We start from the raw sequence: 22,695 nt of genomic DNA, 5'->3' as shown, positions 1-22,695 counted from the left end.
TCACGCGCCGACGCGGCGCAGCTTGGCGAGCGGCGCCCGCTCGCCGGGGAAGATCCGCTTCACCCCGTCACCGAGCGCGGTCTCGATGATCCGGATGTCCCGCGCCAGGGTCTTCAGGCCGTGCGGCTCGAGCGAGGCCGCGTGGTCCGAGCCCCACATCGTGCGGTCGAGCGTGATGTGCCGTTCGACGGCGGTCGCGCCGAGGGCGACGGCGGCGATCGAGATCTGCAGCCCCGGCTCGTGGCCGGAGTACCCGACCGGAACGCCCGAGTACCGGTGCGCGAGGGTGTCGATCATGCGCAGGTTCGCCTCTTCGGCGGGGAGCGGGTACGTCGACGTGGCGTGCATGAGCACGAGGCGGTCGGTGCCGAGGGCGTCGACGGCGGCGTCGATCTGCTCGAGCGTCGACATGCCCGTCGACAGGATGACTGGCTTGCCGGTCGCGGCGACGGCGGCGAGCATCCCGAGGTCGGTCACCGACGCCGAGGCGATCTTGTACGCGACGACGTTGAGGTCCTCGAGGAAGTCCACGGACGGCTCATCCCAGGGGGAGGCGAACCAGTCCAGGCCGCGCAGCGTCGCGTGGTCGCCGATCTCGATGTACTGGTCGCGGTCGAACTCGACGCGGTAGCGGTACTCCAGGTAGGTCATCTCGCCCCACGGGGTGCTACGGGGCGTGTTCTTCATGTGCTCGGGCGTGGAGATGGCCGGGGTGCGCTTCTGGAACTTGACGGCCTGCAGTCCGGCGTCGGCGGCGACGTCGATGAGCTGCTTGGCGATGTCGACGTCCCCGTTGTGGTTGAGGCCGATCTCGCCGATGAGGTACGCGGGGTGGCCCGCGCCGATCGTGGACGTGCCGATGGTGACGGTCATGGTGCTCCGTTCAGTGCGGGGGCTGCCCGCGTCGGGGATGGGTCGTGGTCCGGGATCTGGGGAGCGACGGCGTCGGCTGTGGCGTGGGCCGTGGCTTCGGCCGCGGATTCGGCCGTGACTTCGGCCGTGGCGTCGGCCGCGATCAGGTCGGTCTCGTCGTCGATGTCGATCGCGCCGGCGGGGTCGACGGCGATGAGTTCGACGCGGCCGTGGAAGCGGTGCCGGTGCTGCCGGAAGCCGTCGGTCCGCATGACGTACGAGGCGCCGGTCTCGCGGTACTCGGCCGCGCGGTCCTGGCGACGCGGACGGGTGGCCGCGTCGTGGTTCACGGCGACGGCGGAACCGTCGTCGGCGATGCGCCACAGGAACGCGTGCGACGGCGCTGCGGCGAACACGACGTCGGCGTGCCCCTCCGCGACGCGCCGGATCGCCGTGTCGAGGTCGTCCGGGTCGATGAACGGCGAGGTCGCCTGCAGGAACACCAGGACCTCGGGCAGCGCATCGCCGGCTGCCTCGAGTTCGTCGAGCACGTGGAGCAGCGCGGACTCCGACGACGCCTGGTCGCCCGCGAGGTCGGCCGGGCGTCGGACCACGTCGGCACCGGCGGCGCGGGCCTCGGCAGCGATGGCGTCACCGTCCGTCGTGACGACCACGGCGTCGATCAGTGCTGCGCTGCGTGCCGACTCCACGGCCCGGCGGACGAGCGACCGACCTCCGACCGTCCGGAGGTTCTTGCCCGGGATGCCCTTCGAGCCGGCGCGTGCGGGGACGACGGCGAGGACGGTGGCAGAGGAGTGCATCCCCCGCACGGTACGAAGCGCGGGTGTCCCGGAGGCGAACTGCGGGCAGACGACGGCCGAACCGTTCCGGAACCGCTCGAGCGGCGGGTCCCGGTTAGAATCGACGTCGCTCGCCTCCGTAGCTCAGTGGATAGAGCAGGTGGTTTCTACCCACCGTGCCGCGGGTTCGATTCCTGCCGGGGGCACGACGCGAACGGGCCGCCATCCGATCGGATGGCGGCCCGTTGCTCGTTCGTGGGGGTGCTGGATGCTGCGTGCTGCGTGCTGCGTGCTGCGTGCTGCTTGTCCGCGCCCGCTACTCGTCGTCGTCCGCGGCGCGGCGGCGGAGTTCGGAGGCGCTGATCGGCTGAGTGTGCGTCGCCTCGGACGTCTCGTCCGCGTCCGTGGGCTCTGCCGGCGCCTGGGTGATGCGGGTCGGGATCGACGTCGTGTTCGTCGTGCCCGGGGTCTCGACCCTCGGAGCAGGAGCGGACGCCGGGGTCGTCGGTGCGCCCGGGGTCGTCGGGACGTCGTTGGCGGGCGTCCGGTTGACGTGGGCGTCGGCCGAGGTGGGCGCCGGCGTCGCGACCGTGGACGACGCGGGACGGTCGGTGCCGCGGGCCGGGGTCACCCGATCGGAGGTCACCCGGTCGGTGTCGCCGAAGGCCTTGGTGACGGTGTCGTCGTCCACCACCTCGGTGTCGTCGGTGCCGCGGCTCGGGATCGAGCGTGCGGGTGACGTGGGGGTTCCGAGTGCCGGGCGCACGGGCGGTGCGGCGTCGTCACCGTAGACGCGGGTGGTGTTCTCGCCGTACGAGCGGGTGGCGTTGGCGTCCGACCCACCGCGGTTCACCGAGAACCCGGACCCTGCAGCGGGAGCGGACGCCGACCCGGCTGCGGCAGCGGGGGCGCCACCGGCGGGGGCCGACCCGGCGTTGGCCGGGGCCGTCGGCGCGGAGGCGGGCGTGCCTCCTGGACGCTGTGCCGGACGCAGGGACGTCGTCGTCGGCGTCGGGCGCTCGACGGGAGCGGCCTGAGCGGGCGCTGCCGGGGTCTGCGGGCGGGCGGTGCTGTTCTGGTCGGCGTTCCAGTCCTGCTGGCGCTTGATCAGGTCGGCATCCGGGTCGGGGGACTCGAACTTCCAGCGCTCGAGGTCGGCCTTGAAGAGCTTGCGAGCGCGGCCCGGACGGGCCTGCCACTCGAGCAGGCGGTCGCGGAACTCGGCGAGGGACTGGTCGGCCTGGAAGCTGAAGGTCGACGAGTTCTTCTTGATGTCGGCGATCTCGTGCTGTGCCCAGTTGGCGGCGAGGGGCGCACCCTGCACGGGGAGCAGCCGGAGCCGGATGTCGGCGTCCTCTGCCAGGTGGTCGGCGTAGCCGCGTTCGTCGTGCCCGAGCGAGCCCCAGGCAGCGGCCTTGCGCGCCGCGGAGATGATCGCCGCGACGGCGGCGTTCTTCGACTCGCGCTCCTGCAGGGCCACGACCCGCTTGGTCGCACCCCGTCCGATGAGTGCCGCGATGACGCCGGCGACGACGATGGCGACGAAGGGGATCACGGCACCCGAGATCACCCGCCACCCGTCGTCGGACGAAGTCCAGTCGGTCAGGTCGTTCCACCAGTCCATGCGCGCACCATACTCACGAAACGGTCAGGCCCCGGGGAGGACGAACGGCGTTCCGCGCATCCGACCCGAGATGATTCCAATCTGGAACATCATGACCAACGGAGGCAGTCCACGGCGTCGTCGGCGGACCACACGTTCGGCAGCTCGACGAACCGACGCTCGGTGGCGACGTAGCGACGGGCGCGGTAGGCGGTGTCGCCGGCGACGTCGATGCGGTCGACGTAGCCGACGATCTCGCCGTTGGCGCGGGTCACGCGGCTCAGGTCGTCGCGGACATCGAGGATGCGGTAGTCGCCGCGCGACCGGGAGAGCGGAACGGTGCGGATCCGCAGTGCGGGTTCGGTCGTGGTCTGCATCGTGGCCTCCTGGTCGGTGTGGTCTCGACGCTACGGGCCACCACCGACACGCCGGGGCTCTGCCGACGCATCGTGGACGGCGGGACGGGCGGTGCGTGCTGTGGAGGGGATGTCCCCTTCCGGCCCAGCCCGGATGTCGGCGGGGTAGGTTGTGACCATGACCACGTTCGTGCTCGCAGGTGGGTGTTTCTGGTGTCTCGATGCCGTGTACCGCACGCTCCAGGGCGTGCAGGACGTGGAGTCCGGCTACATCGGCGGTCGGGTGGAGAACCCGTCGTACGAGTTGGTGTGCACGGGCTCGACCGGTCACGCCGAGGCCGTCGCGGTCACTTTCGACGAGACGGTGATCCCGGCCGAGGTCATCCTCGACGTCTACTTCACGCTGCACGACCCGCGGCAGCTGAACCGGCAGGGCGCTGACGTCGGCACGCAGTACCGCTCGGCGATGTTCCCGGTGGACGACGCGCAGCGCGCGCTCTTCGAGCAGGCGATCCAGCGTGCATCCGACATCTGGGACGGCGGGATCGTCACCACGATCGAGCCGCTCACGACGTTCTACGCGGCGGAGGAGTACCACCAGGACTTCTTCGCGAAGAACCCCGGTCAGGGCTACTGCCTCGCAGTGGCACTGCCGAAGGTGAACAAGGTCCGCAAGGCCTACAGTCAGTACATCCTGGCGTCCTGATCCTCGGGCGTCGGGGCCACAAGGAGGTGGTCGAACGATGACGAACAACACCGGGACCTGGGTCGCGATCGGTCCGGCGGGTGCGGTGGGCAGCATCCACCGTGCCGCGGACGGTTTCCAGGTCGAGCTCTACGGACGAGGGCGCGCCGGCGGGCTCTACCCGTCGCTCGAGTCGGCGAAGGGCGCGGTCCACGCTGCGCTCGGCCCGCTCGCGGCGCGGCCCGAGTTCCGAGCGCACTAGCGGTCCAAGGCCGGACAGGAGGCCCGGGGGACTCGTCCTCCACAGGTCGCCTGATCGGGTCCACTCGCCACAGATCGAGCCCGGGGCTGCTTCCGCAGCCCCGGGCTCGATGACGATCGACGCATGAACGACATCATCACCGTCTGCGGAATCGTCGCCACGGAACCCCGTCACCTCGTCACCGAGACCGGCATCGCCATCACGAGCCTCCGGCTCGCCTCACCGTCACGTCGATGGGACCGGGCCAGCGCGGCCTGGGTCAACGGTGCGACCAACTGGTACACCGTCACCGCGTTCCGCTCCCTCGCGTCGAACGTGTTCAAGTCCCTGAAGAAGGGCGACCGTATCGTCGTCTCCGGCCGCGTCCGGATCCGCACCTGGGAGCGCGACGGCCGGGGCGGTACGTCGGTCGAGATCGACGCCGACGGCATCGGGCACGACCTGGCGTGGGGCATCAGCAACTGGGTCCGGGTGCCGCGGCAGGTGAACGACACGACGTCGGGGCACGGCGGGGTGCGGGGCGTCGATCCCCGGACCGGCGAGGTGCACGGCGGCGGGCTGGGCGCCGCTCCTGCGCTCGACGGTCCGCGGCACGAGCACGACACCGAGCACGATGCCGAGGCTGGTGCCGGGGCCCACCGCGAGGACGAGGACGCACCCGGGACCGACCACGGGACCGGGGCCGGGATCGACGACGGACTCGACGAAGCCGACCCGGTCGGGCCGTCGGAGCGCATGCTCGAACAGGACGGTGCCGCGTTCGACCCCGAGTCGCCGGACGACGACGGACCCCTCGCCCGGGTCGCCGCGTGAACCGGGCCGCCGCGTGAACCGGGTCAGACGCGCCGGACGGTCACCACTTCTGCGCGATCATCGCGATGCCGGACACCTGCTCGGTGTCCCAGTTCCCACCGCGCGGCAGCCCGGCGACCCGGCCGTCGATCTTGAAGGTCGCGCCCTGGATCCGCGGCTTGTTCGTCTGCGTCGCCTTCAGCCCGCGGAACGAGAAGCTCGTGTTCCACGTGCCGTTCAGGCCGGTCTGGCCCTTCCGGTCGCCGACGGTGATGCGCGTGTTCTGCACGGTGGAGTGCACGACGTCGCCGTTGAGTCGGGCGTTCGCCTCGGCGTTGAAGAACAGCCGGCCGTCCAGGTTGAGCTTGAGGGTTCCGATCGTCTTGTGGTTCACGATCATCGTCGCGACGTCGTTCTTGTACCAGCGCATCCCGATCGGCGTGAGCTTGTTCGTCGCCGGACCGAGGTAGCCGTAGGTGAACTTGCCGTTCTGCACGCGCTCCCAGATGTAGCGCGGCGTGCCCTTGCTCTCGGGGGACCCCTTGTCCGACTGGATGCCGAAGGAGTAGGCGTTGTTGTGGGCGTCGTGGACGTTGATGTACGACGAGTAGCCCGTGCCGGATCCGTTGGCGCTGATGCTCGCCGTGTAGAGCAGGTACGGGTCGCCCTTCGGGACGGCACCGGCGGCCGATGCCGGCGCGGCCGGTGCGACGAGGGCGACGGTGAGCGCGATCGCTCCGACGAAGGGGAGCGCGAGTCGGCGCAGTCGTGTGGCGTGCCTGGTCATGGTTGTCATCCCGTCCGTGATCCTGGATCGGTCCGCGTCGTGGTGAGCGACGGTCCCCGAGGTGGTTGGCGAGGACAACCTACGTCGTCGCCAGGGATCCCGACAGACCCCCGTCCCGCCGGGTGCGCGAAGCGGCGATCCCGTTCCGGGCGCGCGACGCACCGACGGGGTCACTACACTTGGGGCCGATATGGCTGAGTACATCTACCAGATGGTCCGCGCCCGCAAGGCGGTCGGCGACAAGCTGATCCTCGACGACGTCACGATGTCGTTCCTCCCCGGCGCCAAGATCGGCGTCGTGGGACCGAACGGTGCGGGCAAGTCGACGATCCTGAAGATCATGGCCGGTCTCGACCAGCCGTCGAACGGTGAGGCGAAGCTCACGCCGGGCTTCTCCGTCGGCATCCTCATGCAGGAGCCGGAGCTCGACGAGACGAAGACCGTCCTCGAGAACGTCCAGGAAGGCGTCGGCGAGATCCATGCGAAGCTCGCCCGCTTCAACGAGATCTCCGCGCTGATGGCCGAGCCCGACGCCGACTTCGACGCGCTCCTCGCCGAGATGGGCACGCTGCAGGAAGAGATCGACGCCGCCGACGCGTGGGACCTCGACTCGCAGCTCGAGCAGGCCATGGCCGCGCTCCAGTGCCCCCCGGGGGACGAGCTCGTCACGCACCTGTCCGGCGGTGAGAAGCGTCGCGTCGCGCTCTGCAAGCTCCTGCTCCAGAAGCCCGACCTGCTCCTGCTCGACGAGCCCACCAACCACCTGGACGCCGAGAGCGTGCAGTGGCTCGAGCAGCACCTGCAGCAGTACCACGGTGCCGTCCTGGCCGTGACCCACGACCGGTACTTCCTGGACCACGTCGCCCAGTGGATCGCCGAGGTCGACCGTGGTCGCCTCTACCCGTACGAGGGCAACTACTCGACGTACCTCGAGAAGAAGCGTGCGCGCCTCGAGGTGCAGGGCAAGAAGGACGCGAAGCTCGCGAAGCGCCTGTCCTCCGAGCTCGACTGGGTCCGCAGCAACACCAAGGGTCGTCAGGCGAAGTCGAAGGCCCGTCTCGCCCGGTACGAAGAGATGGTCACCGAGGCCGAGCGCACCCGCAAGCTCGACTTCGAGGAGATCGTGATCCCCGTGGGTCCTCGTCTGGGCTCGCAGGTCATCGACGCCGAGAAGCTGCACAAGCAGTTCGGTGAGCGCGTCATCATCGGTGACCTGTCGTTCACGCTGCCCCGCAACGGCATCGTCGGCGTCATCGGCCCGAACGGTGTCGGCAAGACGACGCTGTTCAAGACGATCGTCGGGCTCGAGCCTCTCGACGGCGGCACGCTGAAGATCGGCGACACCGTCGACATCTCGTACGTCGACCAGAGCCGTGGCGGCATCGACCCGAACAAGAACCTGTGGGAGGTCGTGTCCGACGGGCTCGACTACATCCAGGTCGGCAAGACCGAGATCCCGTCCCGCGCCTACGTCTCGCAGTTCGGGTTCAAGGGCCCGGACCAGCAGAAGCGTGCCGGCATCCTGTCCGGTGGTGAGCGCAACCGTCTGAACCTCGCGCTGACGCTCAAGCAGGGCGGCAACCTGCTGCTCCTCGACGAGCCGACGAACGACCTGGACGTCGAGACCCTCGGCAGCCTCGAGAACGCCCTGCTCGAGTACCCCGGTTGCGCCGTGGTCATCACCCACGACCGGTGGTTCCTCGATCGCATCGCGACCCACATCCTGGCGTGGGAAGGCCTCAACGAGGACGGCACGCCGAACTGGTACTGGTTCGAGGGCAACTTCGAGGCGTACGAGGAGAACAAGATCGAGCGCCTCGGTGCCGATGCCGCGAAGCCCGGGCGCGCGACGTACCGCAAGCTCACCCGCGACTGACCCGCGTGGCGAGACTGCACGCTCCCATCCGCATGCGGTGGAGCGACATCGACGCCTACGGCCACGTCAACAACTCCGCGATGCTGCGCCTGCTCGAAGAGGCGCGCATCGTGGGGTTCTGGGGTCCGGACGAGGGCGAGCTGTCGGCGGACGGCAGCCTGCCCGAGCCGATCATCGACGGTCGGCCGGGCTCCGGCACGATGACGGTGATCGCCGGACAGCGCCTCGAGTACCTCGCGTCGATCCCGTACCTGCGCCAGCCGCTCGACATCCAGATGTGGATCGGGCGGCTCGGTGGGGCGAGCGTCGACGTGTCGTACGAGGTCTGGTCGCCGGTCGGGCAGCAGCCGGCCGAGCTCTACACCCGGGCGACGACCGCGCTCGTCATGGTGGACGCCGCCACGAACCGTCCTCGGCGGCTGACCGCGGCCGAGCGTGCGGCGTGCGAGCAGTACCTCGAGGCCCCGGTGGAGTTCAGCCGCCCGTAGGGACCCGCATCATGCCCTCCTGCGCCACGGTCGCCAGCAGGCGTCCGTCGCGGGAGAACATCCGGCCGAACGCGAGCCCCCGGCCGCCCTGCGCGCTGGGGGACTCCTGCGTGTACAGGATCCACTCGTCGGCCCGACCGTCGCGGTGCCACCACATCGCGTGGTCGAGGCTGGCGCTCTTCACGCCGGGCGTGCCCCAGGCGACGCCGTGCCGCCGCATGATCGGTTCGAGGATCGACAGGTCGCTGGCGTACCCGAGGACCGCACGGTGCAGCGCCGGGTCGTCCGGCAGGTCGCCCTGCACACGGAACCAGACCGCCTGGTGCGGCACGTGCTCGCCCTGCACGTCGACGAACACCGGTCCCTCGACGTGCCGCAGGTCGATCGAGCGCTCGGCCCAGGCCTTGGCGACGGGGTGGTCGATGGTGGACAGGATCGACGCGGCGGACGGCAGCGACTCCGGTGACGGCGTGTCCACCGGGTACGGGTCCTGGTGTTCGACCCCGGTGTCCGGCACCTGGAACGACGCGATCATCGAGAAGATCGGCACGCCCCGCTGGTAGGCCTGCACGCGCCGCGTCGCGAAGGACCGACCGTCGTGGATGCGTTCGACGCCGAAGGTGATCGGCACGTCGATGTCGCCGGGGCGCAGGAAGTACCCGTGCATCGAGTGGATGTCACGCCCCTCGATGGTGGCCTGCGCAGCGACGATGCACTGGGCGAGCACCTGGCCGCCGAACACCCGCCCGCCGGGGGACCAGTGGTTCGCGCCGGTGAGGATCGTCTCACCCGTGCTCGCACCGGTGTCCTCGAGTCGGAGGGTCCGCAGGAAGTCGGGTTCGCCGTTCACGTGGTGCAGTCTACGAACACAGGGTGCGCCGGTAGGATCGGTTCGACATGGGCACCTCGTTCACGCTTCCCGACGCCGCCTCCCTCGGGGACCTCCGCACGTACCTCGGACGTGCCGCTCGGATCGAGGACGGTTCGGTCCGGTTCATCGCCGACTCCGGTGTCCTCGCGGTCTACACGGCGATCCTGTACCCCCTCGGACTCCTCGACGAGCTGCCGACGGTGCTCGGCCTCCGCACGTTCTCGCTCACTGAGCCCGCGACGATCGACGCCGTGGTGCCGCTGCAGTCCCTGCTCGAGCGGCTCCGGCTCCTCGCCGAGGCACAGGACGCCGAGCACGCCGACGGCGCCGACCCGACGCGGGCCACCCCGATCGAGGTCGAGCTCCCGCACGAGGTCCACACCGTGACGTGGGCGGCGATCTCCCCGCCCCGTGGCGGATGGGTGCCGCTGCCCGACGTCTCGCCGGAGCTGCTGCGCCGCGCCACCCGTGACGGCATCGCCGAGGTCGCCGACGCCGTCCCGACCAACGCGGGTGAGGCGATCATCCGCAAGGTGCGATCAGAGGTCTGGGGCCGTCCGGTGCCGGGCATCGAGCACCTGCCCGCTGGTGCAGGCTTCGCGGGGGAGAGCCTCGGCTTCCTCGGGCACGACCCGGTCCGCCTGTTCGAGACGGGTCCGTGGAGCCGTCTGACGACGTCGCGCGGGCACGTGCTCGTCAAACGCCGCGCCTGGACACTGAACCTGTAGCGAACGTCACGTCCTGGCCAGGTGGTTGGCTGGCCGCATGCACGTCTTGCTCACCGGTGCGTCCGGGTACATCGGTTCCTCTGTCCTCCGCGCCCTCGTCGCCCACGGGCACGAGGTGACCGCCATCGTCCGCTCCGACGAGAAGGCGCAGCACGTGCGTGACGCCGGTGGGCACGCTCTCGTCGGGGACGTCACCGACACCGAGGTCGTCGAACGACTGGTGCACGAGACCGACGGCGTCGTCCACACGGCGTCCGCGCCCGACGTCGACCCGGACTTCACCGCGACGGTCCTGCGCGCGTCCGCCGGCACACCGAAGCCGTTCGTGCACACCGGCGGCATCTTCACCTTCGGCGACTCGACGGACATCTCCGAGCAGTCGCCGATCGATCCGCCCGAGGCGACGTCGTGGCGCACGGCGAACGAGGCTGCCGTGCGGGCGAGTGACGTGCGGACCACGATCGTCGCCCCGGGCATCGTGTACGGGCGAGGTGCCGGCATCCCCGCGATGTTCGTCAGCGACGGCACCCAGCCGGTCACGCTGGTCGGTGACGGCTCGCAGCGCTGGACCACGGTGCACGTCGACGACCTCGGCGAGTTCTACGTCCTCGCGCTGGAGCGTGCCGAGCAGGACGGGTACATCGTCGCCGCGACCGGGGACAACCCGACGGTGCGCGAACTCGCCGAAGCGGGAGCGCACGGCGCACCGGTCGTCGCCGAGAGCGTCGATGCTTCGCGCGAGCGACTCGGCGGGGCCTTCGCCGACGCGCTGCTCCTGCACCAGGAGGCGTCCGGAGCCCACGCCCGCTCCGCCTTCGGCTGGAACCCGACGCACCCGTCCTTGGTCCAGGACCTCGCCACCGGCTCGTACGCGCGCTGAGGACGACGAACGGCCCTCGACGACGGCGTCAGCGCCGCCGAGGTTCCACAACATGCCGCGCGCCGTTCGCCGAGGTTCCGCGAATGGGACGAGGCGCCGGCGAGATGTGCAGATTTCGGAACCTGGGCGGCAGGAGGAACCTGGGCGGCAGTCGGAACCTGGGCGGGTGAAGGGCAGGCGTCAGTCGAAGGTGTTCGTCATGGCGTGCGCGGCGCGGTCGAGGTACGCCCAGAGCTCGGCCTCGTCGAGGGGTGCGAGCTGCAGGGACTCGACGGCCTCGCGCATGTGGTGCAGCCAACGCTCGCGGGCTTCGGACGTGATGCGGAACGGGTTGTGCCGCATCCGGAGCCGGGGGTGTCCGCGTTCCTCGCTGTAGGTGCCCGGCCCGCCCCAGTACTGCTGCAGGAAGGCCGACAGGCGCCAGATCGCGCCCTCGAGGTCGTCGGCCGGGTACATCGGCCAGATGACGTCGTCCTGCTGCACGCCCTCGTAGAAGCGGCGCACGAGCCGGTCGAAGGTCGGGGTGCCACCGACGCGGTCGAAGAGCGAGCCGGTGGCCGAGGCGCCGTGCTCGCCGACCCGAAGCGTGATGGGCTGCGCCGGAACACCCGGCACGCCGGGCATGCCGAGACCAGCCCCGCCGGGGCCACTGCTCGGAGGTGTGGGATCGGTCACTGGGAGTCCTTCCCACCGTCGTGGTGGTCGTCGGTGCGGATGGGCTGCCCGAGCACGTTGCGCTTGGTGCGTCGCGGCTTGGTCGGTGCCGGGGTGGGCCGCGTCTGCACGGACCGCAGGCCGTTGATCGAGGTCGCGTTCTCCCAGCCCTCGGGCATGATCATCGCCATCGCCGGCAGGGTGATGCCGAGCTCGTCGACGGCGTGCTTCAGGCGGGCGCGGAGTTCGCGGCCGACGACGTCGAGTTCGGAGGCGCGGGTCTTCACGACGAGGCGGAACACCATGCCGTCGGGGGAGACCGACTGCAGCCCCCAGATCTCGGGCTTCTCGACGATGCGCTGGCGCCAGCGGGGCTCCTGCGACATGGTGACGGCGGCCGCGAGCAGGGCGTCCTGCACGGCGTCGATGTCGGTGTCGTAGGGGACGGTGATGTCGACGAGGACGCGCGACCAGCCCTGGGACAGGTTGCCGACGCGCAGGATCTGCCCGTTCGGCACGAACCACAGGATCCCGTTGACGTCGCGCACCTGCATGACACGGAGTCCGACGTTCTCGACGACGCCCGTGGCCTGCCCGGTGTCGACGACGTCGCCGACGCCGGCCTGGTCCTCGAGGATCATGAAGATGCCGGACAGCAGGTCCTTCACGATCGACTGTGCGCCGACGGCGAGGCCCGCGGCGACGAGCGACGCGCCACCGACGATGCCGACGGCGGCGTCCGGGATCGCCACGGGGATGATGATCGCAAGGGCCACCACCACGACGATGACCGTCGCGAGGTTCTCGAGCACGCTGCCCAGGGTGCGGGTCCGCTGCACCACGCGCGCGGTCTGGACCGGCGACGCGATGAGTGCCTGCGTGTCCTCGGCGCCCTGACGCTTCTTCACGCCGTTCACGACACGGTCGACGATCTGCTTGATCATCCGGCGGAGGATCACGCGCAGGATGATCGCCGCGATGATCGTGATCACGATCGTGATCGGGATGTGCCAGGCGTCGACGAACTGGGTGAACGCGTTGGATGCCCACTTCGGGACGTCGGAGGTCTCTGCAGCCAAGGTCATATCCGGTCGATGCTAAAGGGCGGGGCCTCGGCGTTCCATGAGGAACGCCAAGACCCCGCCGATCAGTCACTCGAGCTCAGGCGTCGGCAGCCTGCACCCGGAGCGCACGCTCCGTGCCCGCGACGCTCTCGGACACGATGCGACGCAGCGCCGGGGTCTCCGGGTGCGCCTCGAGCCACGCGTGGGCGGCGTCGCGGAGCTCGGCCGACGCGAGCGGCGCCGGGTAGAGGCCCGAGACGATGGTGTCGGCCATGTGGTAGCTGCGCTCGGCCCAGATGCGGGTGAGCACCTCGAAGTACTTCGGCACGAGGCCTTCGAGCACGACGGGGCTGTTCACGTGCTGGAACCCGACCGTGGTCTGGCGCACGATCGCGTTCGGCAGCTCGGACGAGTCGACGAGCGACGCGAAGGCGGCCAGCTTGCCCTCGGCGGTCGGGATCGTCGCACGGGCGCGGGCCGCGGCCTGCTCACCCGACGCGGTCTTGTCGGCCGCGAGTTCGGCGTCGACCTCGGCATCGGAGGCGGCACCGGCGAGCACGAGGCCCTCGAGCAGCTCCCAGCGCAGGTCGGTGTCGATCTCGAGCCCGTTCAGCGTGACCGAACCGTCGCGCAGCCCCTGCAGGGTGGCGACGTGCTCGGGCGTCGACGCGATCTGTGCGAAGAACTTCACGAACTGGAACTGGGCGTCCGACCCGGCCTCGGCCGAGGCCGCGAGCTGCCAGAGCGTCTCGCCCACCGTGCGGACCGTGGCGTCGACCTTCGACGGCGCGACGTAGTTGCGCGTCGTCAGGAGCAGCTGCGACAGGGTCGTGCGGATGGTCGTCGACTCGGACTCGGTCGCGATGTTGCCGAGCGCGAGCCGGACGTAGTCGCTGGCGGGCGACTCGGCGTCGCGCGTGGCGTCCCACATCGCGCCCCACACGATGGAGCGGGCGAGCGGGTTCGCGATGGCCGCGAGGTGCTCGATCGCCGTCGTGCGGGACTGCTCGTCGAGACGGATCTTGGCGTAGGCCAGGTCGTCGTCGTTGAGGAGCACGAGGTCGCCGCGCTGCACGCCGACGAGCTCGGGGACCTCGGTGCGTGCGCCGTCGACGTCGATCTCGACGCGGTGCACGCGCTCGAGCTTGCCGCCGGACGACGCGGTGTCGGCACCGAACGGCGCGGAGTCGTCCGTCCCGAAGGAGTAGACGCCGATGGCCAGACGGTGCGGGCGGAGCGTCGGGTAGTCGGCCGGCGCTTCCTGCAGGACGGAGAACGAGGTGATCGCGCCGGACGCGTCGACCTCGATCTCCGGGCGGAGCGTGTTGACGCCCGCGGTCTCGAGCCAGAGCTTCGACCACTCGGACAGGTCACGGCCGCTGGTGGCCTCGAGCTCGACGAGCAGGTCACGCAGCTCGGTGTTCGAGTGGTGGTGCTTCTTGAAGTAGGCCGACACACCGGCGAAGAACGCGTCGATGCCGACCCACGCCACGAGCTGCTTCAGGACGGAACCGCCCTTGGCGTACGTGATGCCGTCGAAGTTGACCTGGACGTCCTCGAGGTCGTTGATCGTCGCGACGATCGGGTGGGTCGAGGGGAGCTGGTCCTGGCGGTAGGCCCAGGACTTCTCCATCGCCTGGAACGTGGTCCAGGCCTCGGTCCACTCGGTGGCCTCGGCGGTGGCGATCGTGGAGGCCCACTCGGCGAACGACTCGTTCAGCCACAGGTCGTTCCACCACTTCATGGTGACGAGGTCGCCGAACCACATGTGGGCGAGCTCGTGCAGGATCGTGACGACCCGGCGCTCCTTGATGGCGTCGGTCACCTTCGAGCGGAAGACGTAGGTCTCGGTGAACGTGACCGCGCCCGCGTTCTCCATCGCGCCGGCGTTGAACTCCGGCACGAAGAGCTGGTCGTACTTCTCGAACGGGTACGGGACGTCGAACTTCTCCTCGTAGTAGGCGAAGCCCTTCTTCGTGGTCTCGAACACGTACTCGGGGTCGAGGTACTCGGCCAGCGACTTGCGCGCGAAGACGCCGAGCGGGATGGTGCGGCCGTCGCTGCTCGTGAGTTCGTCGCGGACGACCTCGTACGGGCCGGCGATGAGCGCGGTGATGTAGCTCGAGATGGTCGCGGTGGGCGGGAAGGCCCAGGTCGCGTTCTCACCGTCGACGTGGGGCTCGGGCGTCGGGGAGTTCGACACGACCTGCCACCGTGACGGCGCCGTCACGGTGAAGGAGAACTGTGCCTTGAGGTCGGGCTGCTCGAACACCGCGAACATGCGGCGCGAGTCGGGGACCTCGAACTGGGAGTACAGGTACACCTCGTCGTCCACGGGGTCGACGAAGCGGTGCAGGCCCTCGCCGGTGTTCGTGTACAGCGCGTCGCTGACGACCACGAGCTCGTTCTGCTCCTGCAGGTCGTCGAGCTGGATGCGGACGCCGTCGTTCACCGCGGCGACGTCGAGCGCCGTGCCGTTCAGGGTGACGGAGTGCACGGTCTTCGTGATCGCGTCGATGAACGTGGACGCACCGGCGGTCGCGGTGAAGCGCACGCGGGTGGTGCTGCCGAACGTCTCGGCGCCGCGGGTCAGGTCGAGCTCGACGTCGTACGTCTGCACGCTGACGATGCCGGCACGTTCCTGGGCTTCGGTTCTGGTGAGGTTCTCTCCGGGCACGCAACGCTCCATCTTCGCTGAGGACGCGGACGATCGTGGTCCGCGAGGGGGAGTCCCGGCACGGCGTCGTGCACCGGCGGGACGGTCATCCCCAGCCTAGCGACGCCGCGTACGCTCGGAGCGTGAGCGAGACGACTGTGGACAAGACGACGGAACACACGAAGGAACACACGACCGAACGCACCACCGTGGAGTTCTGGTTCGACCCGAACTGCCCCTGGGCCTGGATGACGAGCCGCTGGGTGGGCGAGGTCGCCGAGCACCGCGACCTCGACGTCACGTGGAAGGTGATGAGCCTGTTCGTCTTGAACGAGGACCAGGACATCCCCGACGAGTACCGCGAGCGGATCCACAAGGGGCAGCTCTACCCGCGCATCGTCACGGCGGCGCGGCTCCGGCTCGGCCAGGACATCGTGAAGCCGCTCTACGACGCCCTCGGTGAGCACATCCACCACCGCCAGGAGCAGGACCCCGACCAGGTGGTCCCCGCCGTGCTCGCGGAGCTCGGCCTCGACGCCGACCTGCTCGAGTACGCCTGGACGGACGAGGTCGACGCCGCCGTGCGTGTCAGCCACCAGGACGGCATCGACCGCGTCGGACAGGACGTCGGCACGCCCGTCATCGCCGTCGCCGGCACCGCGTTCTTCGGCCCGGTCATCTCCCCGGCACCCAAGGGCCAGGAAGCGCTCGACCTGTGGGACGGCGTCGTCGCCGTGGCCAAGTACCCCGGCTTCTTCGAGCTCAAGCGCTCGCGCACCGTCGGCCCGGTCTTCGACACCACCGCCTGACGCTCCGGCAAGCGGACGGGAGGCGCGGCTCGCTCCCGCCCCTCGGCTCGCGTCAGGCGAGCGGCAGGCGCATGAGCGTCAGGTCCAGCCAGCGGTCGAACTTGCGTCCGACCTCGGGCACGACCGCGACCGTGCTGAACCCGAGCTTCTCGTGCAGCGCGATCGACCCGGTGTTCGTGCTGCAGATCCCGGCCATCATGACGTGCCGGCCCTCGGCGGTCGCCCGCTCGACGAGCGACCGCATCAGGGTCGAGGCGATGCCCCGACCGCGGAACGACTCGACCACGTAGACGCTGTGCTCGACGGTCAGCCGGTACCCGTGGTGCGGCCGCCACTGCGAGTACGTGGCGTACCCGGCCACGGTGCCGCCGACCTCGGCGACGAGCACCGGGTACCCGTCGCCCTGCCGCTCGGCCAGCCAGCCGTCGAAGTAGGCGCGGGGGTGCGGGGTCTCCTGCCAGATGGCGGTGGAGTGCAGCACGGCGTCGACGTGCAGGGCGTGCACGACGTCGAGGTCGCCGGGTCCGCAATCGCGCACCACGACCGGATCCGTCCCGCTCGTCGCATATGCTGTCGTCATGTCTCACATCGTAGACGACGAGCCGGGTCTCGCGGAACGTGCCCTCGGCGAGCGCCTCCAACGCCTGCGCACCGAACGCAAGTGGAGCCTCACCGAGCTCGCCGAGGAGTCCGGTGTCTCCCGCGCGATGATCAACCGCGTCGAGCGCGGGGTGTCGAGCCCCACCGCGACGATCCTCGGCCGGCTCTCCGGCGCCTTCGGCCTGACGATCTCGCAGCTCCTCGACGAGGCCCTCGAGCACGAGGTGCCCAGGGCGACCGACCCCGACGACGCACGTGGCATCCAACGCGGCGCGACCGCGGAGTCCTGGACCGATCCCGACACCGGGTACCGCCGACGTCCGGTCTCGAGTGCGGCGTTCCCCGCGGACGTCACCGAGGTGCGCCTCCCGGCCGGCCGCGAAGTGGCCTACCCGGCGTCCGCCTACGCGTTCCTGCGGCACTGCATCTGGGTGGTCGACGGCGTGCTCGAGCTCGTCGTCGGCGGCGAGCCGACGCGGCTCGCCGCGGGCGACCGGATCGAGCTCGGTGACCCCGCCGACGTGGTCTACCGGAACCCGGGCGAGGGGCCCACGCGGTACGTCGTCGTGGTGGTCCGGGGGCAGTAGTCGCAGGAATAGGATCGGTTCCATGCGCATCCACCTCGGAACGGACCACGCCGGCCTCGAGTTCAACCAGACCCTCGCAACGCACCTGACCGAAGCCGGGCACGAGGTCGTGGACCACGGACCGACCGAGTACGACGCGCTCGACGACTACCCCTCGTTCTGCATCAACGCCGCGCACGCCGTGGTGCAGGACCAGCGGGCCGGCGTCCAGGCGCTCGGCGTCGTGTTCGGCGGCTCCGGCAACGGCGAGCAGATCGCTGCGAACAAGGTCGAGGGCGTCCGCGCAGCACTCGTCTGGAACGAGTCGACCGCACTCCTCGCGCGCCAGCACAACGACGCGAACGTCATCTCGATCGGTGCCCGCCAGCACACCGAGGACGAAGCGATCCGCTTCGTCGACCTGTTCATCGCCGAGCCGTTCTCGGGCGAGGAGCGTCACGCGCGCCGCATCGCGCAGCTGGCCGAGTACGAGCAGACGGGGCACATCGCCGGCAAGCAGATCGACGGCTCGGCCGAGTAGACAGGTCCCATGCCCGAGGGTCACTCCGTCCACCGAATCGCCAACCAGTTCACCCGGCACTTCGTCGGCAAGCGCTGCGAGGTGTCCAGTCCGCAGGGGCGGTTCGCCGCCGGGGCCGCCCAGATCGACGGCAAGCGGATGATCGCCGCCCGTGCGGTGGCGAAGCAGATGTTCCTCGAGTTCGAGGGCGACCTGTTCCTGCGGGTCCACCTCGGGCTCTACGGTGCGTGGGACTTCGCCGGCGACCTGTCGACCGCCACGGCGCTGTCCGCCGACGACGACGGCGAGGAATCGCTCACCTCCATCGGTGCTCCCCGCCTGGCGCGGTACCGGATGGCCGAGCAGGAGAAGGTCGAGGACCCGATCGAGTCCTTCCCGCCGGACCCCGTCGGCCAGGTGCGCGTCCGGATCCTGACCGAGGACACCGTCGCCGACCTGCGCGGTCCGACGGCCTGCGTGGTGGAGACCCCGGCCGAGGTGCAGCGTGCCCTCGACAAGCTCGGCCCCGACCCGATGAACGACGACGGTCCCGAGGCCGAGAAGACGTTCGTGGACAACGTCCGGAAGCGGAACGTCGCCATCGGCCAGCTGCTCATGGACCAGTCCGTGGTGAGCGGCATCGGCAACATCTACCGGGCCGAGCTGCTGTTCCGGCAGCGCATCGACCCGTACAAGGTCGGCAAGAAGATCACCGTCAAGCAGGCGAAGGCGCTGTGGGCGGACTGGTCGAAGCTGCTGCACGACGGCGTCCGCGACGGCCTGATGATGACGATGGACGGCCTGTCCGACGCCGAGTACGAGAAGGCGCAGCGCTCGCGCAAGGACCGGCACTGGGTCTACCACCGCCAGGGTGAGCCCTGCCGGGTGTGCGGCACCGAGATCCGGATGGCCGACATGGCCGGCCGGAAGCTCTACTGGTGCCCGAAGGACCAGAAGTAGCGCGCTTCAGAGCTCTGAGTACGTGAGCCGTCCGGCGATCGCGGTCGCGAGCACGCGCATCGACCGCAACGAGGACGACGACGCCGCCAGCGGGTCCGACTCGACGAGCACCAGGTCGGCGACGTCGCCGACCGCGATGCTGACCCGTCCGTCCGTCGAGCCCTGCCACGCGGCGAGCGCGGAGAGCCGTTCGGCGGGGTGCCACGGGTCGCGGCCGTCCCGGTCGCGTCCGACGGCCGCGGCCATCGAGATCCACGGGTCGAGCGGCGCGACGGGGGCGTCCGACCCGAGCAGCAGCCGGGCACCGGCTCGGGCGAGCGACGCGAACGCGAAGGCACGGTCGGTGCGGCCGGCCCAGTGCCGGTCGGCGATGTCGCGGTCGTCCATGGCGTGCTCGGGCTGCACCGAGGCGGCCACTCCGAGCCTGGCGAACCGGTCGACGTCGGTGTCGACGAGCAGTTGCGCGTGCTCGATGGTGCCGCGGGCGCCGACGGCTTCGAAGACGTCGAGCGCGAGGGTGTTCGCCCGGTCGCCGATGGCGTGGATCGCGGGGACGAGTCCGGCGTCGACGGCTCGGCGGGTGATCGCGACGAGCTCGTCGAACTCCCACGCCAGCACGCCGGATCCGTCGGTCATGGCTGCGGTCCGGGTGCCGAGCGAGCCGTCGGTGACGACCTTGAACGGCCCCATCGTGAGGAGGCCGCGGGTCCGGTCCACGACGTCGCCGGTGCGGAGTCCGCGGTCGATCGCCGCGTCGAGTTCGGCCGGGTAGACGCCGGACGCCACCCGGAGGGCGTCGGTGCCGGCGTGGATCCGGCGCGCCCAGCGGTCGAGGCCGAAGCGCATCTCGAGGTCGACGATGCCCGTCACACCGCGCGCGGCAGCGGCCTCCACGGCGTCGGCGACGTACCCGTCGAGCAGGTCGTCCGGCACCTGCGAGAGTGCACCGGTCACGTCGAAGGCGTCCTGCTCGCGCAGGATCCCGTCGTCGCCCGCCTCGAGCGAGCGGCCGACGAGTGCGGAGAAGTGCGCGAGCGCGAGAGCGTTGCACCAGACCGCGTGCAGGTCACCGCTGATGACGACGGTCGGGAGGCCCGGTGCGGCTTGGTCGAGCAGCTCGCGTCGTGCGGGGGTCGGCCACAACCCGTCGCGGTAGCCGTGGCCGATCAGCACGCGGTCCGGCACCCCGGTCCGCGCGACCGCGGCGAGGAGGCCGGCGGTCGACTCCGCGGAGTCGCAGCCGGATACGTCGACGCGGCGGCGCACCAGGGCCCACTGGTCGAAGTGCGTGTGGTGGTCGCGGAGGCCGGGGCCGAGCCAGGCTCCGGCGGCCTCGACGACCTCGGTGTCGGGGCCGGCGGGGTCGAGCGTGCCGGCCGGCGCGATCTCGGTGACCAGGCCGTCGGCGATGCGGACGTCGGCAGGGGCCCCGGAGGTGCCCACCCTGCGGACGGTGCGGAGCAGGATCTCGCTCATCGCGCCTCCCGGCTGTCCGTCGTGGAGCCGACGGACCGGACCCGCTCCATCTCGTCGGCGAGCGCCGGCGACGCGTAGGGGCCGTCGCCGCGCAGGCCGGCGATGATGCGGTCGACGACCTCGGGCGCCTTGTTCTGGGAGAGCTTCGCACGGGCGTCGAACCGGGTGACCCGGATACGGATGCCCACGGTGCCCTTCGCCATCCGGCGCGCGGTCTCCTCGTCGATCTCGAGGGACACCGGCTCCGGCATGACCTGTTCGAAGTGGTCGACGAGCTCGCCGAGCACCCGGAAGTTCTCGTCGTCGGACAGCAGCTCCGGCGTGCCCCACAGGTGGGCGGTGACGTGGTTCCAGGTCGGCACGAACTGCTCCGGCGGGTACCAGGCGGGGGAGACGTAGCCGTGCGGACCCTGCACCACGACCAGGACCTCATGGCGGCCGAGTTCGTGCGCGAGTTCGTCGGGGCGGCCGACGTGCGAGACGAGGACGACCTGGTCGGGGTCGTCGTCCGGCCCGGGTGTCTCGAGCAGGAACGGGTAGTGCGACGCGACGATCCCGGCGTCGGTGTGCGACACGATCGTGGCCCACGGGTTGCCGGCGACGAGGCGCTTGACCTCGTCGACGTCCGTCATCAGGAAGTGGGGTGTGTGCCGCATGGTCCGAGCGTGGCACACGGCCCCGGTCGAGCGCGACACCTGTCGTTTCGCAAGTGTTTCAGAACGGTAAAAGTTTCAGAGTTCATTGAAAGAAGCATTGTGCCGGATGCTCGAACGGGCCTAGCTTCACTCATCAACGACGACCCGAGGAGACCCCCATGCGACGCAGGACCATCGCCGCCCTGGCCACGGCAGCCACACTGGCGCTCGTGGTGACCGGCTGTTCGGCGAGCGGCACGGCCGACTCCGCCGGCGGATCGAGCCTGGTGTACGCCACCGGCGAGCCCGACCACCTGACGCCCGGACGACAGACCGTCGCGTTCGACCAGGTGCAGAGCCTGTTCGCGCCGCTGACGCAGACCGACGCGAAGGGCGAGCTCCACGACGTCGCCGCGAAGAGCGTCGAGAGCGACGACGCCACCACGTGGACCATCACCCTCCGGGACGGCTGGACGTTCCAGAACGGCGAGGCCGTCACCCCGGAGAGCTACGTGAAGGCCTGGAACCACGTCGCCTACGGCCCCAACGCGTGGGAGAACAGCGGGCAGCTCGCCGCGATCGTCGGGTACACGGACCTCAACCCGGCGAAGGGCACCCCGAAGACGAAGGAGATGTCGGGGCTGAAGGTCACCGGCAAGGACACCTTCACGGTCACGCTCACCCACGCCGACAGCCAGTTCCCGCTCCAGCTCAGCCAGGCCCAGACGGCGTTCTACCCGATGCCGTCGGCCGCCTACGAGGACCTGAAGGCGTACGACGAGAAGCCGATCGGCAACGGCCCCTACGAGATGCAGTCGGCGTGGAAGGCGGACAAGGAGTTCACCGTCACCGCGTGGAAGGACTACGAGGGCACGAAGCCGGTCACGAAGGACGTCACGTTCCGGAGCTACTCCGACATGAACACCGCCTACACCGACGTCCTCGCGGGCAACGCCGACGTGCTGTTCCTGCCGACCGACAAGATGACGAGCGCGAAGGCCGACTTCGGCGACCGACTGCACTCCTTCGACGCCCCCGGCATCGACTACCTCGGCTTCCCGCTCTGGGACGACCGGTACTCCGACCCCGACGTCCGTCGCGCGATCTCGATGTCGATCGACCGCGACGAGGTGAACACGGCAATCTACGGCGGCCTGTACGAACCGGCCACCGCACTCACGCCCCCGTCGATGTCCGGCACCGAAGAGGGCATCTGCGGCGACGCGTGCGAGTTCGACCCCGCGGCGGCGAAGCAGCTCCTGGCGAAGTCCGGCGGCTTCGACGGCACGATCACGCTCGTCTACCCCGGCGGCAGCGGCCTCGACTCGCTCTACGAGGCGTACGCCAACCAGATCCGGCAGAACCTGGGCGTCGACACCGTCGCGAAGGCCACCACCGACTGGGCCTCGTACTACTCCGAGCTGACGGACAAGAAGGTCGCCGGCCCGCACTTCGGTCACTGGGGTGCGCTGTACATCAGTCAGCAGAACACCCTCCGCGCCCTGTTCACCCTGGCCGGAGGCTGCTCGCCCTGCACCGGGTACTACCAGTCCGACACCGTCGACGCGCTGCTGGCGAAGGCCGACTCGGCCGGCTCGCAGGACGAGGCGAACGAGTACTACACGAAGACGCAGGAGGCCGTGCTCGAGGACTTCCCCGTCGTCCCGACCTTCTTCGACAAGTACTCGTACGTCACGAGTGACAAGGTCACGAAGCTCCCCGCGGTCGCCGGCAGCCCGGTCGTCGCGCAGATCGCCGTGAAGTAGGGCACCACC

Annotated in this window: 24 protein-coding genes and 1 tRNA gene; 13 read left to right on the top strand and 12 right to left on the bottom strand. The window is 70.2% G+C overall.

The window, feature by feature from the left end; genetic code table 11:
• Together M4960_RS14760 and M4960_RS14755 are read right to left on the bottom strand one after the other, a co-directional pair.
• The gene (locus M4960_RS14760; protein WP_123294011.1) at positions 1–873 is read right to left on the bottom strand and encodes an N-acetylneuraminate synthase family protein; all 873 of its coding nucleotides are present in this window, start codon (positions 871–873) and stop codon (positions 1–3) included.
• Positions 870–1,673, bottom strand: a complete 804-nt coding sequence (locus M4960_RS14755; protein WP_248704634.1) for a cytidylyltransferase domain-containing protein — start codon at positions 1,671–1,673, stop codon at positions 870–872. Before M4960_RS14755 ends, M4960_RS14760 begins: the two co-directional genes overlap by 4 nt.
• A gap of 112 nt (positions 1,674–1,785) precedes the next feature.
• Here M4960_RS14755 and M4960_RS14750 point away from each other — a divergent pair.
• Positions 1,786–1,858 (top strand) — tRNA-Arg (locus M4960_RS14750).
• 110 nt (positions 1,859–1,968) lie between these two features.
• On the opposite strand, the gene M4960_RS14745 is transcribed toward M4960_RS14750, so the two are convergent.
• Together M4960_RS14745 and M4960_RS14740 are read right to left on the bottom strand one after the other, a co-directional pair.
• Complete coding sequence (locus tag M4960_RS14745; protein WP_248704633.1) at positions 1,969–3,276, bottom strand: hypothetical protein; 1,308 nt, start codon at positions 3,274–3,276, stop codon at positions 1,969–1,971.
• An 89-nt stretch (positions 3,277–3,365) separates the two neighbouring features.
• On the bottom strand, positions 3,366–3,632 hold the full coding sequence (locus M4960_RS14740) for a hypothetical protein (RefSeq protein WP_111086795.1): 267 nt from the start codon (positions 3,630–3,632) through the stop codon (positions 3,366–3,368).
• Between the two features lie 157 nt (positions 3,633–3,789).
• Here M4960_RS14740 and msrA point away from each other — a divergent pair, with 157 nt between their 5' ends.
• The 3 genes from msrA (at position 3,790) to M4960_RS14725 (ending at position 5,371) form a co-directional block, all read left to right on the top strand.
• Entirely contained in the window at positions 3,790–4,317 is a 528-nt protein-coding gene (gene msrA, locus M4960_RS14735; protein WP_248704632.1) for a peptide-methionine (S)-S-oxide reductase MsrA, read from the top strand.
• A gap of 37 nt (positions 4,318–4,354) precedes the next feature.
• Positions 4,355–4,558: a methyltransferase gene (locus tag M4960_RS14730; RefSeq protein WP_123294006.1), complete on the top strand. Its 204-nt coding sequence runs from the start codon at positions 4,355–4,357 to the stop codon at positions 4,556–4,558.
• Positions 4,559–4,681: 123 nt separating this feature from the next.
• Positions 4,682–5,371 (top strand): single-stranded DNA-binding protein, encoded by a 690-nt coding sequence (locus tag M4960_RS14725; RefSeq protein ID WP_248704631.1) that lies wholly within the window; start codon positions 4,682–4,684, stop codon positions 5,369–5,371.
• Between the two features lie 40 nt (positions 5,372–5,411).
• Here the strand turns inward: M4960_RS14725 and M4960_RS14720 are convergent, their stop codons facing one another.
• Positions 5,412–6,137, bottom strand: coding sequence for a hypothetical protein (locus M4960_RS14720; protein ID WP_248704630.1), 726 nt, complete (start codon positions 6,135–6,137; stop codon positions 5,412–5,414).
• Positions 6,138–6,327: 190 nt separating this feature from the next.
• On the opposite strand from M4960_RS14720, the gene ettA reads away from it, so the two are divergent.
• Entirely contained in the window at positions 6,328–8,013 is a 1,686-nt protein-coding gene (gene ettA / locus M4960_RS14715) for an energy-dependent translational throttle protein EttA (RefSeq protein ID WP_248704629.1), read from the top strand.
• Between the two features lie 32 nt (positions 8,014–8,045).
• Complete coding sequence (locus M4960_RS14710) at positions 8,046–8,501, top strand: thioesterase family protein (RefSeq protein WP_123294003.1); 456 nt, start codon at positions 8,046–8,048, stop codon at positions 8,499–8,501.
• On the opposite strand, the gene M4960_RS14705 is transcribed toward M4960_RS14710, so the two are convergent.
• On the bottom strand, positions 8,488–9,351 hold the full coding sequence (locus tag M4960_RS14705; RefSeq protein ID WP_123294002.1) for an acyl-CoA thioesterase II: 864 nt from the start codon (positions 9,349–9,351) through the stop codon (positions 8,488–8,490). The genes M4960_RS14710 and M4960_RS14705 overlap by 14 nt on opposite strands.
• 47 nt (positions 9,352–9,398) lie before the next feature.
• Here M4960_RS14705 and M4960_RS14700 point away from each other — a divergent pair, with 47 nt between their 5' ends.
• Positions 9,399–10,100 carry a hypothetical protein gene (locus M4960_RS14700; protein ID WP_111086787.1) on the top strand — a complete coding sequence of 234 codons (702 nt, stop codon included), beginning with the start codon at positions 9,399–9,401 and terminating at the stop codon, positions 10,098–10,100.
• A 37-nt stretch (positions 10,101–10,137) separates the two neighbouring features.
• On the top strand, positions 10,138–10,980 hold the full coding sequence (locus tag M4960_RS14695) for an NAD-dependent epimerase/dehydratase family protein (protein ID WP_248704628.1): 843 nt from the start codon (positions 10,138–10,140) through the stop codon (positions 10,978–10,980).
• A gap of 180 nt (positions 10,981–11,160) precedes the next feature.
• On the opposite strand, the gene M4960_RS14690 is transcribed toward M4960_RS14695, so the two are convergent.
• From M4960_RS14690 to pepN, 3 genes are all read right to left on the bottom strand, one after another.
• Complete coding sequence (locus M4960_RS14690) at positions 11,161–11,604, bottom strand: globin (RefSeq protein ID WP_248704659.1); 444 nt, start codon at positions 11,602–11,604, stop codon at positions 11,161–11,163.
• Between the two features lie 47 nt (positions 11,605–11,651).
• Positions 11,652–12,719, bottom strand: coding sequence for a mechanosensitive ion channel family protein (locus M4960_RS14685; RefSeq protein ID WP_133936799.1), 1,068 nt, complete (start codon positions 12,717–12,719; stop codon positions 11,652–11,654).
• A gap of 76 nt (positions 12,720–12,795) precedes the next feature.
• Positions 12,796–15,375, bottom strand: coding sequence for an aminopeptidase N (gene pepN / locus M4960_RS14680; RefSeq protein ID WP_248704627.1), 2,580 nt, complete (start codon positions 15,373–15,375; stop codon positions 12,796–12,798).
• 227 nt (positions 15,376–15,602) lie between these two features.
• Between pepN and M4960_RS14675 the strand changes: the two genes are divergently transcribed.
• Positions 15,603–16,163 carry a disulfide bond formation protein DsbA gene (locus M4960_RS14675; protein ID WP_235036050.1) on the top strand — a complete coding sequence of 187 codons (561 nt, stop codon included), beginning with the start codon at positions 15,603–15,605 and terminating at the stop codon, positions 16,161–16,163.
• Between the two features lie 52 nt (positions 16,164–16,215).
• Here M4960_RS14675 and M4960_RS14670 read toward each other — a convergent pair whose 3' ends face one another.
• Complete coding sequence (locus tag M4960_RS14670; RefSeq protein WP_134194110.1) at positions 16,216–16,743, bottom strand: GNAT family N-acetyltransferase; 528 nt, start codon at positions 16,741–16,743, stop codon at positions 16,216–16,218.
• Between M4960_RS14670 and M4960_RS14665 the strand changes: the two genes are divergently transcribed.
• Genes M4960_RS14665 through M4960_RS14655 form a run of 3 tightly spaced genes read left to right on the top strand, consistent with a single transcriptional unit; the run spans position 16,742 to position 18,809 of the window.
• Positions 16,742–17,350: an XRE family transcriptional regulator gene (locus M4960_RS14665; protein ID WP_123673322.1), complete on the top strand. Its 609-nt coding sequence runs from the start codon at positions 16,742–16,744 to the stop codon at positions 17,348–17,350. The two genes, M4960_RS14670 and M4960_RS14665, sit on opposite strands and share 2 nt — an antisense overlap.
• A 22-nt stretch (positions 17,351–17,372) precedes the next feature.
• Entirely contained in the window at positions 17,373–17,870 is a 498-nt protein-coding gene (locus M4960_RS14660; RefSeq protein WP_123293994.1) for a ribose-5-phosphate isomerase, read from the top strand.
• A gap of 9 nt (positions 17,871–17,879) precedes the next feature.
• The gene (locus tag M4960_RS14655; RefSeq protein ID WP_248704626.1) at positions 17,880–18,809 is read left to right on the top strand and encodes an Fpg/Nei family DNA glycosylase; all 930 of its coding nucleotides are present in this window, start codon (positions 17,880–17,882) and stop codon (positions 18,807–18,809) included.
• A gap of 6 nt (positions 18,810–18,815) precedes the next feature.
• On the opposite strand, the gene M4960_RS14650 is transcribed toward M4960_RS14655, so the two are convergent.
• Positions 18,816–20,285, bottom strand: coding sequence for an amidohydrolase (locus M4960_RS14650; RefSeq protein WP_248704625.1), 1,470 nt, complete (start codon positions 20,283–20,285; stop codon positions 18,816–18,818).
• The gene (locus tag M4960_RS14645) at positions 20,282–20,941 is read right to left on the bottom strand and encodes an FMN-binding negative transcriptional regulator (protein WP_248704624.1); all 660 of its coding nucleotides are present in this window, start codon (positions 20,939–20,941) and stop codon (positions 20,282–20,284) included. The genes M4960_RS14650 and M4960_RS14645 overlap by 4 nt, the downstream gene beginning before the upstream one ends.
• A 158-nt stretch (positions 20,942–21,099) precedes the next feature.
• Between M4960_RS14645 and M4960_RS14640 the strand changes: the two genes are divergently transcribed.
• Positions 21,100–22,686, top strand: coding sequence for an ABC transporter substrate-binding protein (locus M4960_RS14640; RefSeq protein ID WP_248704623.1), 1,587 nt, complete (start codon positions 21,100–21,102; stop codon positions 22,684–22,686).
• Positions 22,687–22,695 lie beyond the last annotated feature (9 nt).

The organism is Curtobacterium sp. MWU13-2055, from assembly GCF_023242305.1.
GTDB lineage: Bacteria > Actinomycetota > Actinomycetes > Actinomycetales > Microbacteriaceae > Curtobacterium.
This window is presented reverse-complemented; position numbering and strand designations above follow the sequence as displayed.